The organism is Janthinobacterium sp. GW458P (assembly GCF_002127585.1).
Classification (GTDB): Bacteria; Pseudomonadota; Gammaproteobacteria; order Burkholderiales; family Burkholderiaceae_D; genus Janthinobacterium.
This window is the reverse complement of record NZ_NEGZ01000090.1, coordinates 1-12,921: the sequence shown is the minus strand read 5'-3', so window position 1 is coordinate 12,921 and position 12,921 is coordinate 1. Positions and strand designations below refer to the sequence as shown.

Here is a 12,921-nt window from a genome sequence, read left to right as displayed (position 1 = left end):
GGCGAGGAGGGCAGTTTTAGCCGCGCCGGCGCGGGCGCGGCGCAGGCGCTCGACGCCGGCGCGGGCGCCTGGGTTGACGGCATGCTGGTCGCCGCGCACATGCGCCTGGACGCCTTCCTGCTGGAGTTGTCGCGCCACCGGCGCGGCCACCTGGGATGCGACCCGGCGCTCGCGCATCTGCTGGTGTCGGGCGTCTATCCGCTGGCCGATACCGACAAGGTACTGCTGGCGCTGACGCAAGCCTTGCCCGTCGAACTCCATTATCTGACGCGCTACTGGGTCACGGTGCGGCCGCGCGCCGCGAAAAAATAAACTGAAAATACATGGACTGTTTTTGCCCGCTGTCTTGTCAAGGGAAGTGAGGGCCCAGGTTTTGGCCCGTTCCACCCATCCATGATACGAAGGCATGCCATGAACGATCGCAGCACATTCCATCCCTCCACGCGCTTGCGCGCACCGGGCCTGTTGGCCATGAAACCGCTCGCCCACCTGGTGCATGCGCTGTGCCTGGGCGCACTGGCCGGCCTGGCCGGCGCGCCGGCGCTGGCGCAAACGGCCGGGCAGGCCGAGGTCCTGCGCCGCTATGCCATCCCGGCCGGGCCGCTGGAAGCGACATTGAATCGGCTCGGGCGTGAAGCGGGTTTGCTGCTCGCCTTTGGCTCGGCGGCAACGGAAGGGCTGCGCAGCGGCGGCGTCAGCGGCAGTTATACGGTGGACGACGCGCTGGCGCGGGCGCTGGCCGGCACGGGACTCGCCGCCGTGCGCACGGCCGGAGGCGGCTATGCCTTGCGCGCCGCCACCGCGTCCGCTACCGGCGCGGCGGCCGATGGCGTGCAGACGATGGCGCCCGTGACCGTCAGCGCGCAGGGGGAAGCGGAAAACCCCTGGGGCAAGGTCAGCGGCTATGTGGCGCGGCGGGCCAGCACCGCCACCAAGACCGATGCATCCTTGCTGGAAGTGCCGCAATCGGTGTCCGTCATCACGCGCGACCGCATGGATGACCAGGGCGTGCGCACCCTGAACGACGCCATCCAGTACACGGCCGGCTTGCGCAGCAACACGGCAGGCGCCAATCCCGCCGACGACAGCCTGTCGGTGCGCGGCTTCAGCCAGTTTTCGGGGGCGTTCTACCTTGACGGCATGCGCCTGATGCCCATGGGGACGCTGGGCTTCTTCGGCGTGGAGCCGTATGGCGCCGAGCGCGTGGAAGTGCTCAAGGGGCCCTCGTCCGTGTTGTACGGCCAGAATGCGCCGGGCGGCATCGTCAATTTCGTTGCCAAGCGCCCCGCGGCGGACCAAGTGAACCAGGTCGAAGTGTCGCTCGGCAGTTACGCCCGCAGGCAGCTGGCCCTCGACGTGGGCGGCCAGCTGGCCGACGACGGCAGCCTGCAGTACCGCCTGGTGGGGCTGGCGCGCCAGGCGGACCAGCAGATCGACTACATGAAGGACGACCGCTATTATCTGGCGCCCAGCCTGACGTGGGCGCCAAGCGCCCGCACCAGCGTCACCTTGCTGGGCTTTTTCCAGAAGAATCGCGCCATGCAATCGTCGAACGTGCAGTGGGAGGCCTTGAATGGCAGCAATCCGAATGGCCGCCTGCCGCTGACGCGCTTCCTGGGGGAACCCGGCTTCGACCACGAGGAGACAAGCGTCGCCTCTGCCGGCTACGCGGCGCGCCACACGTTTGACGGCGGGTGGACGCTCCGGCAGAATTTCCGCTACCTGCATGCGGATAATCATGAACAGTATATGTTTCGTTATGGCAATTTAATCGACCATGCGATCAGCAACCGCGAGATCGATACGCGCGACGGCAAGGGCAGCGTGTACTCGCTCGACACCAGCGTGACGGGCCAGGTGGCGACGGGCGCGCTGCGCCATGAGGTCGTTGCCGGCATCGACTACAGCCGCAGCAGTACTTCGTTCAGTTCGTATATCGCCGACGGGCCGCAGATCGCTATCTACCGCCCCGTTTACGGCGGCGCGCTGGACCTGGCGGCGCTGGCGCCCGATGCCCTGCGCCGCGAGCGTAACCGTCAGCTGGGCGCCTACCTGCAAGACCGTGCGCAGTACCGCAACTGGGTCTTCACCGTGGGCGGGCGCCAGGACTGGACGCGCCAGGAACAGCGCAATCTGCTGGTATCGCCGTCGAGCACGACTTTGCGCAAGCCCGGGGCATTCACGGGCCGCGCCGGCGTCACTTACCTGGCGGCGAACGGCCTGGCGCCTTACGCCAGCTACAGCGAATCGTTCTCGCCCGTCTCCGGCGCCGACCGCCTTGAGCGTCCGTTCGAGCCGGAAACGGCCCGGCAAGTGGAAGTCGGCGTGAAATACGCGCCTGGCGCGCATTTGTCCGTGACGGCCGCCGCATTCGAACTGCGCCGCCAGAACGTGCTGACGACGGACCCGGACGATCCGAATTTCTCGATCCAGCAGGGGGAGGTGCGCTCGCGCGGCATCGAACTGGAAGTGGCGGCGCAGCCGAACAGCCAGCTGAAACTGCTGGCGTCCCTCACCTACAATCCCCTGAAAGTGACGAAGGCGAATCCGGACATGTGGGGCACGAACGTGCAGGGCAAGTCGCCCTATGAAGTGCCCAGGCAGATGGCGTCCGCCTGGGCCGACTACGCCTTCGCCGGCAGCTTGCGCGGCCTGTCGGCCGGCGCCGGCGTGCGCCACGTGGGCGCCAGCTGGGGCGACGCGGAGAACACCTTCCAGGCGCCGGCGTTCACCTTGGCCGACCTGTCGCTGCGCTATGACCTGGGGCAGGCGCGCAGCGGCTGGCGCGGCCTGAGCGTGAGCATGACGGTGAAGAACCTGTTCGACAAATACCATGTCGCCTCGTGTTTCTCGGCGCGCGCCTGTAACTATGGCGAGCAGCGCAATGTCGGTGTGCGCGTGGCCTACCTCTGGTAGCGCGCAGCCTTACGCCGCATCAAACCAGGCGCGCAGTTCATCTTCGGCGCGCTGCGCCGTCGCCTGCGTCAAGGTCAGCACGATGACCTTTTCCCGCGCCGGACGAAGGTGCCCATCGCTGCCGGCCAGCTCGATGGCTTGCCCGAAGCTCGTGTAGCAGGCGCCGAACTCCTGCGGGCACTGCTGCACGATGCGCGCCGCCTTGCCGGCGTCGCGGTCGGCCAGGTTGACGATGGGATTGCCGTCATAAAACGGCTGGCCGTTGGCAAACGCGGTGCGCAGATACGGCGCGCACCGGCCGTCGAGGAAGGCCAGGCGCGCCTGCCAGTACGCCTCAACCGCCGCATACACGGCGTGGTCCTCGAGAAAATCGGCAAACAGAAAGTCGTTCATAAGGTTTCCTCGGCTAGATGCCGAACACTTTCAAGATGGCGTCCGTAAAACCCTCGAACCAGCTTCCCGCCTTGCCCGGCTGCTTGCCGTGGCGCGGGGTTTCTTCGTACAGGTAGACGCCGTTGTCGCCGTCGAAGCGGTCGTTGAGCAGCGCCTGCCGGCCGCGCAGGTAGGGCAGGAAGGTTTCGCTGCGCATCGTCGAGTACAGCACGTCGGTAGTAAAGCCCAGGGTGGCGGACTGGCTGATGGAGCGGCCCTGGCCGGCCCGTTCCAGACGCACGCCGCGGCAGCCGCGCACGATCAGGGTGACGGGGCCGCGAAAGACGATGAAGCGCAGCTGCAGGGTGAGCCAGGCATGCAGGCTGCCCAGGCGCCAGTGGCTCGATATCGCCAGCGGCTGGTCCGCGTCGCAGACCAGGCCCACGAGTCCCCTTGGCTGGAATACGAGGGCGCTGCCGGCAGGCAGGCGCACGACGGCCACTTCCAGCAGCGGGTCGTCGCTGGCGGATATCGTCACGGATGCCGCCGTATCGCTTTCCAGCCGCGTCAGCGCCGCCATGCCGGCGGCCAGACTCGTCAATGGAAAGCGCCAGTCCAGCAGCCACTGCGTGCGTTTATGCGTGCCGACGGGCGACGATTGCAGGTATTCGGGATGGATCAGCATCCGCTGGCCCGGCTGCAGTTGCAATGCCTGCGAGACGGCGGAAATGCGCGACTGGCCATCGGGCGGCGAGGGGAGCGCGCTGGCCGTGACGTTCAGCGCGCGCGCGATGGACAAGGGTTCCAGGCGCGAAGCGACGGGCGCCAGCACGAAGTAAAAGCAGGCCTTGATGGCGGCGGGCAGCAGGATGGCCGACAGCACCAGCAGGGCGGCCGTGGGCGCCACGTCCATGACGGGAGCGCGCCAGCGGGCGATCCAGTTGCGCGCCAGTTGTTCCTCGCTTGCCGCAATCGCCTTTTGTACGGGCGCCAGCACGCCGCTCAAGGCTTGCTCGTCGATGGCAAACGGGGCGGGTCGGGCAGCATTGCTGGTGCGCGCGCGCTGTGCCAGCCAGGCTTGATAGGCTTGCAGGTTGATCTCGCGCAAGCGCTGGCCTTCCCCTTCGAGACGCGACAGCTGCGCATGGGCGTCGCTGCCGGGCAGGCGCGCCGCGACAGGATGCAGCGCTTCCAGCTGCCGGCGCTGACGTAGATTTCCTTGCAGCGCCGCATACGCGCTGACGTGTTGCGCATGCAGGCGCGCCAGCGTCTGGCGCGCATCCTCGCCGCTGATCGCCGCCTGCAGGGCGCTCAAGTAACGCGCCTCCTGCGCCAGCACTTCGATTTCCACGCGGCGCGCCGCTTCGTCCTGCGCATGGCGGGCCAGCGTATCGGGCGCGGGCAGGGGGAGGGTGAACAGCGACGCTTGCTGGCGCGCGCGCAAGGCCGCCAGTTGCGCCTGCACTTCTGTCCGGCGGGCGGCGACGGCCGCGTGCGAGGCGTGCGCCAGGGCGTTGACCCTGGCCGTGGCCGCCTCGGCCAGACCAGTGCCGTGGCTATCGGCGTTATCGGCGGCCAGCCCGAGCGCGGCGACAGCCTCGCTGCCGGCGCTGTAGGCGCGCCAGTCGGCCAGCAGCAGGCGGCCGGCCAGCAGGATGACGATGAACAGGGCGAACTGCAGCGCGTGGCGCAGCAGGAAGCGCAGGACGGCCGTCAGCAGCTGGCGCAAGGAGATGCGTCCTTAGCCGGCCGCGCTATCGGCGTCGGCACAGCATTTCTTGTACTTTTTGCCGCTGCCGCAGTGGCAGGGGTCGTTGCGGCCCGTTTTCGGCAGTTCACGCAAGACGGTGGCGCCGGGCTGGCTTTGTTTCAGGTGGCGCTGGCGCGCCCAGGCGGCGTTGATGGCGATGACGGCGGGAATGACGCCATCCATGGCCGTTTCGGCCGCGTCGTCATCAAGTTCGGCGGCCGTGGCCAGGTGCTGGATGGGCGCCAGGTACTGCGGGTGGCTCACGGCCAGGGCCGCCCACTGGGGCTTGTCCAGGGCCGTGCCAAGGACAAAACCGGCGCACCAGGCGGGCACGCTCCATTCGGGGCCGCAGACGTAGATGGGCTCGAAGCTGTCCGGGTCCTTCGCCAGCCATTCGACCATGTAGGCGTGGTGGCGCTGCGCCAGGCCGGCCGCCCGTTCGCTGGCGGCGTCGGGCACGGGCGCGGCGCTGCCCGCCGCCTTGTCCCAGACCCAGGGTAACCATTGCTCAACTGCAATTTGTTTCGGGCTCAGGGCGACGGCGGTCAGAAAACCTTCCAGCATCGACACGTCCATGGCGCGGCTGGCCAGCGCGGGCGCGGCCAGCAGGGTGTCGAGTTCGGCGTATTCGTCGTCGGAGAGGGGCGTGGTGGTGGAAATGCTGGACATGGGATTCTTTTTCGGTGTTGGTCGGGTGGCCGCTGGCCATGGCAGTATTGTACCGCCCGCCAGGGCAAAAACCGGCGCCGCAATGAAAAACGGCGGCCCGCGGGCCGCCGTTCTGATCTACAACAAGACGCTTACTTCACGCCGTGCATCAGTTTGTTGATCAGCGGTGCGATCAGGAACAGCACGACGCCGGCGCCCAGCAGGGACCAGAAGCCGAAGGTGTAGCCGGACAGGGCCGACTGCACCGACATGCCGCTTTCGCCGCTGACGTGGCTGGCGAAGATGCCCGACAGGTTGTTGCCGATACCGGTCGACAGGAACCAGCCGCCCATGCCCAGGCCCACCAGGCGCACCGGCGCCAGCTTGGTGACCATCGACAGGCCGATAGGCGACAGGCACAGCTCGCCGATCGATTGCAGCACGTAGACGGTGGTCAGGGTCCAGAACGGGATCTTGTTGTCGGCGCCAACCAAGCTCGACAGAGCGAAGATCAGCAGGCCGAAGGCCAGCGCATTGCCCAGCAAGCCCAGGCCGAATTTGCGCGGGATCGACGGATTGACGTTGTGGCGCGCCAGGAAGACCCAGACGGCGGCGATGATGGGCGCGAAGACGATGATGGCCACCGAGTTGACGGTCTGGAAGTAGGCGGTCGGGAAGATCCAGAAGCCCAGGTCGCGGTTGACGATCTTGTCTGCCAGGAAGGTAAACGAGCTGCCTGCCTGTTCGAAGAACATCCAGAACAGGATGTTGAAGACAAAGATCAGCAGCATGGCGATGACGCGGTCGCGCGCAATTTTACCGTTGCGTATGCCTTCGATCATCAGCATGACGGCCAGGCCGACGAACAGCACGGTCAGGACGATTTGCAGCTTTTCAGCGCCGACGGTCAGCAGGAAGTACATCAGCGGGATCACGCACAGGGAACCGACGGCCACCCAGACGACGCGCATCGGGCTGCCGGAACCGGCTTCCGGCGCGCCGATGCCCTTCAGGGCGCGGCGGCCGATGAAGAACCATACCAGGCTGATCAGCATGCCGAAACCGGACGCCATGAAGACCATCTTGTACGACGGCATGGCGCTGGTGCCGAAGATCGACTCGGCCAGCCACTGGGTAAAGACGGGCGCGACCATGGCGCCCATGTTGATGCCCATGTAGAAGATCGTGAAGCCGCTGTCGCGGCGCGGATCGGCGGTCGTGTACAGCTTGCCGACCATGGTCGAGATGTTCGGCTTGAACATGCCGTTACCGACGATCATCGTGGCCAGGCCCAGGTTGAAGATGTCCTGGTTCGGCACGGAGATGCAGAACAGGCCGGCAGCCATGAAGATGGCGCCCAGCAGGATGGAGCGCTGGTAGCCGATGACGCGGTCGGCGATGTAGCCGCCGAACAGGGCGCCGGCGTACACCAGCGCGAGGAAGGAACCGTAGGTCAGGTTGGCCGCTGCCTGTCCCGAACCGTCGCCGCCGTGGAACTGGGCCACGATGTACAGTACCAGCGCCCAGCGAACTCCGTAGAACGCGAAGCGTTCCCAGAATTCAGTCATGAACAACATCCACAATGGGCTCGGATGGCCCATAATCTGCTTGAACTCGGGAATAACGGCTTCCTTGTTGGGCGTAGTCGCACCGCTCATGCGGTTCCTCCTGAAAAATTATTATAGTCGATCGATAAAACAAACTTATGGAAGCCTGCGGGCGGCGGGGACTCTCATGAAGAACCTCACGCACGGGAATTCCAATAGGCTGGCATTCTAATCTACAAATTGCGCTGAGCGAAGATTTCGATTCGCATTAGCAAGAATGACTGTTTCATATTGATCAAACCGGTTTGCGGGCAAGGACGGCCCCGGCGATTTTGCGGCGGCACAGCACAACTTGCCTGACTTGTCGTATATTGAGGGTGCAACATCTTCGAGGATCGATTTTTAAAGGATTTTTCGCATTATGGAACACGACGTTATCGATACTCTGGTTTCACCGGAAGGCCGCCTGGACGTGCTCTCCAAGACGGAAGTCAATAAACTGCTCGACACCAGCCAGGGCGGCCTGTACAACACCTTCCGCCGCTGCGCGCTGGCGGTCTTGAATTGCGGCAGCACCATCGACGATGGGCGCGCCCTGCTTGAGCGATATCAATCGTTTGAAATCTCCATCATCCAGCGCGAGCGCGGCATCAAGCTCGACATCAAGGGTGCGCCGGCCATCGCCTTTGTCGACGGCAAGATGATCAAGGGCATCCATGAGCATCTGTTTGCCGTCTTGCGCGACATTATCTTCGTCAGCGATGAAGTGACGGGCAACCCGAAATTCGATTTGCAGAGCACGGAAGGCGTGACGGACGCCGTCTTCCACATCCTGCGCAACGCCAACGTGCTGCAAACCCAGCTCAACCCGAATCTGGTGGTGTGCTGGGGCGGTCACTCGATCAACCGCGCCGAATACAATTATTCGAAGGAAGTGGGCTACCAGCTGGGCTTGCGCGGCCTCGACATCTGCACGGGCTGCGGCCCCGGCGCCATGAAGGGCCCCATGAAGGGCGCCACCATCGGCCACGCCAAGCAGCGCCTGCACAATGGACGCTACCTGGGCATCACCGAGCCGGGCATCATCGCCGCCGAGTCGCCCAACCCCATCGTCAATGACCTCGTCATCATGCCGGACATCGAAAAACGGCTGGAAGCGTTCGTGCGCGCCGGCCACGGCATCGTCGTCTTCCCCGGCGGCGCGGGCACGGCCGAAGAGATTTTGTATATCCTCGGCATTTTGTTGCACCCGGACAATGCGGAAATTCCATTCCCGCTGATCTTCACGGGCCCGGAAACGTCGCGCGAGTATTTCGTGCAGATTAACCAGTTCATCAGCGATACGCTGGGGCCGGAAGCGCAGCAGCGCTATAAGATCATCATCGACGACCCGGAACTGGTGGCGCGTGAAATGCTCGACGGCATACGCCAGGTGCGCGAATTCCGCAAGGCCCACAGCGACGCCTATTATTTCAATTGGCTCTTGAGAATCGACCACGAATTCCAGAAGCCGTTCCAGCCCACGCATGAAAACATGCGCAACCTGAGCCTGCACAAGAACCAGGCCACGCACTTGCTGGCGGCCCAGCTGCGCCGCGCGTTTTCGGGCGTGGTGGCGGGCAACGTCAAGGATGACGGCATCCGCTCGATCGAGGAACACGGCAACTTCGAAATCCACGGCGACAAGGACATCATGGGCCCGATGGATGCGCTGCTGGCGTCGTTCGTGGCGCAGCACCGCATGAAATTGGCAGGCACGGCGTATGTGCCGTGTTATACGGTTGTACAGTAATGTGACTGCCGGGATCAGACCCGCCGGGTCTGACCCCGGGTTTTGCCGTTGGGGTTAAAAAAAGCCGCCTGATCGCAAGATCAGGCGGCTTTTTTTGCCTTGAAGCATCGAACGCCTGAAAAGTCGTCGCGAGCAAATGGGAGTTGCGGCTAAGAAGCGCAACTGTGCTGGGCACGGGGCCGCCGAGGCAGTGAGCATCGCAGCCCGCAAATCGCGACGCGCAGCAGATTTTTCAGGTGTTCATCATTCTTCGCGGCGCAGGTGCGGGAACAGCAATACGTCGCGGATGTTCGGCGAATCGGTGATGATCATCATCAAACGGTCGATGCCGATGCCGCAGCCGCCGGCTGGCGGCATGCCGTATTCCAGCGCGCGGATGTAGTCGGCGTCGTAGAACATCGCCTCTTCATCGCCGGCATCCTTGGCGGCCACTTGCGCCAGGAAGCGGGCCGACTGGTCTTCCGCGTCGTTCAACTCGGAGAAGCCGTTGGCGATTTCGCGGCCCACCATGAACAGCTCGAAGCGTTCCGTGATGCCGGCCACCGTGTCGGAAGCGCGCGCCAGCGGCGACACTTCGACCGGGTAGTCGATGATGTAGGTCGGTTCCCACAGCTGCGCTTCAGCCGTCTCTTCGAACAGCGCCAGTTGCAGCGCGCCCAGGCCGGCCGTGGCGAACGGCTTGACGCCGAATTTTTTCAGCTCTTCCTTGATGAATTCGGCATCGTTCAGCTGCACGGCGGTGTAGCCTGGAGCGTACTTGTTGATCGCTTCGACGATGGTCAGGCGGTGGAACGGTTTTGCCAGGTCCAGCTCGCGGCCGCCGTAGGTCAGGGTGGCGGTGCCGTGCGCGTCGATGGCGGCCTGGCGGATGACGGCTTCGGTGAAGTCCATCAGCCATTTGTAGTCGGTGTAGGCCGCGTAGAATTCCATCATCGTGAATTCAGGGTTGTGACGGATCGACACGCCTTCATTGCGGAAGTTGCGGTTGATCTCGAACACGCGGTCGAAGCCGCCCACGACCAGGCGCTTCAGGTACAGTTCGGGCGCGATGCGCAGGAACATCTGCATGTCGAGCGCATTGTGGTGCGTGATGAACGGCTTGGCTGCGGCGCCGCCGGGAATCGTGTGCAGCATCGGCGTTTCCACTTCCATGAACTCGTTCTTTTCCATGAAGCGGCGGATCGACGAGATGGCGGCGGTACGGGCCTTGAAGGTGCGGCGCGTCTCTTCGTTCATGATCAGGTCGACGTAGCGCTGGCGGTACTTCGTTTCCTGGTCGGCCAGGCCGTGGAATTTGTCCGGCAGCGGGCGCAGCGACTTGGTGATCAGGCGCAGTTCGGTGACCTTGATGGTCAGTTCGTCCGTCTTGGTCTTGAACAGCGTGCCTTGCACGCCCAGGATATCGCCCAGGTCATAGTGGTGCAGGGCGGCCATGGCCGCTTCGCCGGTGAGGTCGAGCGTGGCGTAGATCTGGATGCGGCCGTCGGCCTTCGGGCCGGAAGCGTCCTGCAGGGTGGCGAAGGCGGCTTTCTTGCCCGCTTCGCGCTTGAGCATCATGCGGCCGGCCAGCACCACGTGTACGGGGTTTTCTTCCAGTTCCTCGCGCGACTTGCCGTCGTATTGCGCGTGCAGGTCGGCCGCCTTGTGCTCGGGGCGGAAATCGTTCGGGAAGGCGACGCCTTGTTCGCGCAGTGCGGCCAGCTTGGCGCGGCGCTCGGCGATGATCTTGTTTTCATCGGGGGCGGCGGCTTGTTCTTGGATATCCGTAGTCATGGTGTTCTTCTTGATTGATGATTGATGGTTATGTCGTTGGCGTGCCGGCGGCAAACGCTGCCGGCTGGCTGGCGAACAGCGCCTCGACATCGAGTTGGCTGAAATCCGGTGCGATGCAGATGACGTTGTCGAAGCCGGCAAATGCTGCGGCCGGCAGGGTGGTGGTCAGCACCACCGCCCGCATGCCGGCGCGGCGCGCCGCTTCCACGCCCAGCGGCGCGTCTTCGAAGACGATGCAGTGCTCGGGCAGGGCGCCGGCCAGCCGCGCGCCCTTGAGAAATACGTCGGGATGCGGCTTGCCCCGCTCCACATCCGAGGCGCCGACGATGGCGTCGAAACGCCGGCGCAGGTCCAGGCCGTCGAGCGTGAAGTCGATGTTTTCCGTCGGCGCCGCCGAACCGACCACCAGCGCCACCTGATTGTCGCGCGCGCTGGCCGTCAGGGCGTCGAAACCGGCGACGGTGGCCAGGTGCGGGCCATACATGTCGCGGTAAACGACTTCCTTTTCGGCCAGCAGGGTGACGTGGTCGGCATCCTCGCCCAGGTATTTGGCGATGATTTCGCGGCCATGGCGCCCGGCCGTGTCGCGGAAAAAGGCGTCCGCGTCCAGCGTCCGGCCCTGGCGTTCAAAGAACGCCAGCCACGAGCGCGTGTGGAAGGCCATGTTGTCGACGATCGTGCCATCCATGTCGAACAGGAAGGCACGCTGCGCCGGAGCCGGAGCGGAGGCGTTCATCCTTACACGCCTTGCTTGAGCGAGGCGGAGATGAAGTCGTCGATGTCGCCATCGAGCACGCCCTTGGTATTGCCCGTCTCGAAACCGGTGCGCAAGTCCTTGATGCGCGACTGGTCCAGCACGTAGGAGCGGATCTGGTGACCCCAGCCCACGTCTGTCTTCGAGTCTTCCAGCTTTTGCTGCTCGCTCATGCGCTTGCGCAGTTCATGCTCGTACAGTTTCGCTTTCAGCATTTCCATCGCTTCGGCGCGGTTGCGGTGCTGCGAACGGTCGTTCTGGCACTGCACCACGATGCCGGTCGGCGCGTGGGTCATGCGGACGGCGGAATCGGTCTTGTTGATGTGCTGACCGCCGGCGCCCGACGCGCGGTAGGTATCGACGCGGATATCGGCCGGGTTGACGTCGATCTCGATCGAATCGTCGACTTCCGGATACACGAACAGCGACGTAAACGACGTATGGCGGCCGTTGGCCGAGTCGAACGGCGACTTGCGCACCAGGCGGTGCACGCCCGTTTCCGTGCGCAGGAAGCCGTAGGCGTGGTCGCCCTCGACCTTCAGGGTGGCCGTCTTGATGCCGGCTACCTCGCCGTCGGACTGCTCGAGGATTTCAACTTTAAAACCCTTGCGTTCGCAATAGCGCAGGTACTGGCGCAGCAGCATCGAAGCCCAGTCCTGGGCTTCCGTGCCGCCGGCGCCTGCCTGGATATCGATGAAGCAGTTGTTCGGGTCCATCGGATTGTTGAACATCCGGCGGAATTCCATGCTTTCGATGACCTTGCGGATTTCCTGCACGTCCTGCTCGATCGCTTCGAGCGTCTCGTCATCGCCTTCTTCGCGGGCCATGTCGAACAGGTCGCGGGTGTCGCGCAGGTCGGCATCGGCCTTGGCGAGCGTGAAGACGATGGCTTCCAGCGCCTTCTTCTCTTTACCGAGGTCCTGGGCGCGCTTGGGATCGTTCCAGACGGTAGGGTCTTCCAGCTCTTCGTTGACTTGCTCTAGTTTCTCCGACTTGACAGTGAAGTCAAAGATACCTCCGAAGTTCGGCTTCGCGGACCGTCAGGTCGTTGAGCAGGGCGGAGATGATATTGATGCGTTCGGCTTCCATAATGTTCTGGTCTTCTATGGTGAAATCAAACCCTGAATTATACGCGAGCGCGGCGCGTTTCCGCTGCCGCCGCGGCGCAATTGCCGCCGCGCGGGGCAATAAAATGACGTTTTTGCTGTATTTGCGACAATATTTTTGCCTTGATGATGGCGAGAGCGCTGCGTATGATGCTGGCGATATTGTCTTTCCAGAGGAACTCTCATGCGCCAACCCTTGCGCCAACTCCCCCGTCTCGCCCTGCTGCCGCTGCTGCTGGCCGGCTGCGGCGCCTTGCCGCCCG

At 64.2% G+C, this 12,921-nt stretch carries 10 protein-coding genes and 1 pseudogene; 3 read left to right on the top strand and 8 right to left on the bottom strand.

The window, feature by feature from the left end:
• Together CBW50_RS29600 and CBW50_RS27200 are read left to right on the top strand one after the other, a co-directional pair.
• A pseudogene (locus tag CBW50_RS29600) lies at window positions 1-312 on the top strand (iron dicitrate transport regulator FecR); the annotation flags it as partial.
• Window positions 313-411: 99 nt separating this feature from the next.
• Complete coding sequence (locus CBW50_RS27200; protein WP_086148391.1) at window positions 412-2,916, top strand: TonB-dependent siderophore receptor; 2,505 nt, start codon at window positions 412-414, stop codon at window positions 2,914-2,916.
• 9 nt (window positions 2,917-2,925) lie between these two features.
• Here CBW50_RS27200 and CBW50_RS27195 read toward each other — a convergent pair whose 3' ends face one another.
• The 4 genes from CBW50_RS27195 to CBW50_RS27180 all read right to left on the bottom strand — a co-directional run bounded on the left by CBW50_RS27195 (window position 2,926) and on the right by CBW50_RS27180 (window position 7,344).
• A complete protein-coding gene (locus CBW50_RS27195; protein ID WP_086148390.1) occupies window positions 2,926-3,309 on the bottom strand; it encodes a hypothetical protein in 384 nt (127 codons plus the stop codon).
• A gap of 13 nt (window positions 3,310-3,322) precedes the next feature.
• Window positions 3,323-5,017 carry a hypothetical protein gene (locus CBW50_RS27190; protein ID WP_086148389.1) on the bottom strand — a complete coding sequence of 565 codons (1,695 nt, stop codon included), beginning with the start codon at window positions 5,015-5,017 and terminating at the stop codon, window positions 3,323-3,325.
• A gap of 12 nt (window positions 5,018-5,029) precedes the next feature.
• Window positions 5,030-5,707, bottom strand: coding sequence for a UPF0149 family protein (locus tag CBW50_RS27185; RefSeq protein ID WP_086148388.1), 678 nt, complete (start codon window positions 5,705-5,707; stop codon window positions 5,030-5,032).
• 131 nt (window positions 5,708-5,838) lie between these two features.
• A complete protein-coding gene (locus CBW50_RS27180; RefSeq protein WP_086148387.1) occupies window positions 5,839-7,344 on the bottom strand; it encodes a peptide MFS transporter in 1,506 nt (501 codons plus the stop codon).
• A 310-nt stretch (window positions 7,345-7,654) separates the two neighbouring features.
• Here CBW50_RS27180 and ppnN point away from each other — a divergent pair, with 310 nt between their 5' ends.
• Entirely contained in the window at window positions 7,655-9,025 is a 1,371-nt protein-coding gene (ppnN, locus tag CBW50_RS27175; RefSeq protein WP_086148386.1) for a nucleotide 5'-monophosphate nucleosidase PpnN, read from the top strand.
• A 243-nt stretch (window positions 9,026-9,268) separates the two neighbouring features.
• On the opposite strand, the gene lysS is transcribed toward ppnN, so the two are convergent.
• From lysS to CBW50_RS29595, 4 genes are all read right to left on the bottom strand, one after another.
• Window positions 9,269-10,798 carry a lysine--tRNA ligase gene (lysS, locus tag CBW50_RS27170; protein ID WP_086148385.1) on the bottom strand — a complete coding sequence of 510 codons (1,530 nt, stop codon included), beginning with the start codon at window positions 10,796-10,798 and terminating at the stop codon, window positions 9,269-9,271.
• Between the two features lie 28 nt (window positions 10,799-10,826).
• The gene (locus CBW50_RS27165) at window positions 10,827-11,534 is read right to left on the bottom strand and encodes an HAD family phosphatase (RefSeq protein ID WP_086148384.1); all 708 of its coding nucleotides are present in this window, start codon (window positions 11,532-11,534) and stop codon (window positions 10,827-10,829) included.
• Between the two features lie 2 nt (window positions 11,535-11,536).
• Window positions 11,537-12,641, bottom strand: a protein-coding gene (gene prfB, locus CBW50_RS27160) for a peptide chain release factor 2 (RefSeq protein ID WP_139143151.1) whose coding sequence is annotated in 2 segments (ribosomal slippage) — window positions 11,537-12,559 and window positions 12,561-12,641 — 1,104 coding nt in all. Because the reading frame shifts where the segments join, the coding sequence is not laid out codon by codon here.
• Window positions 12,558-12,921: hypothetical protein (locus CBW50_RS29595; protein ID WP_172404917.1), on the bottom strand; the 364-nt coding region annotated here is incomplete at its 5' end. The genes CBW50_RS29595 and prfB, both read right to left, overlap by 84 nt.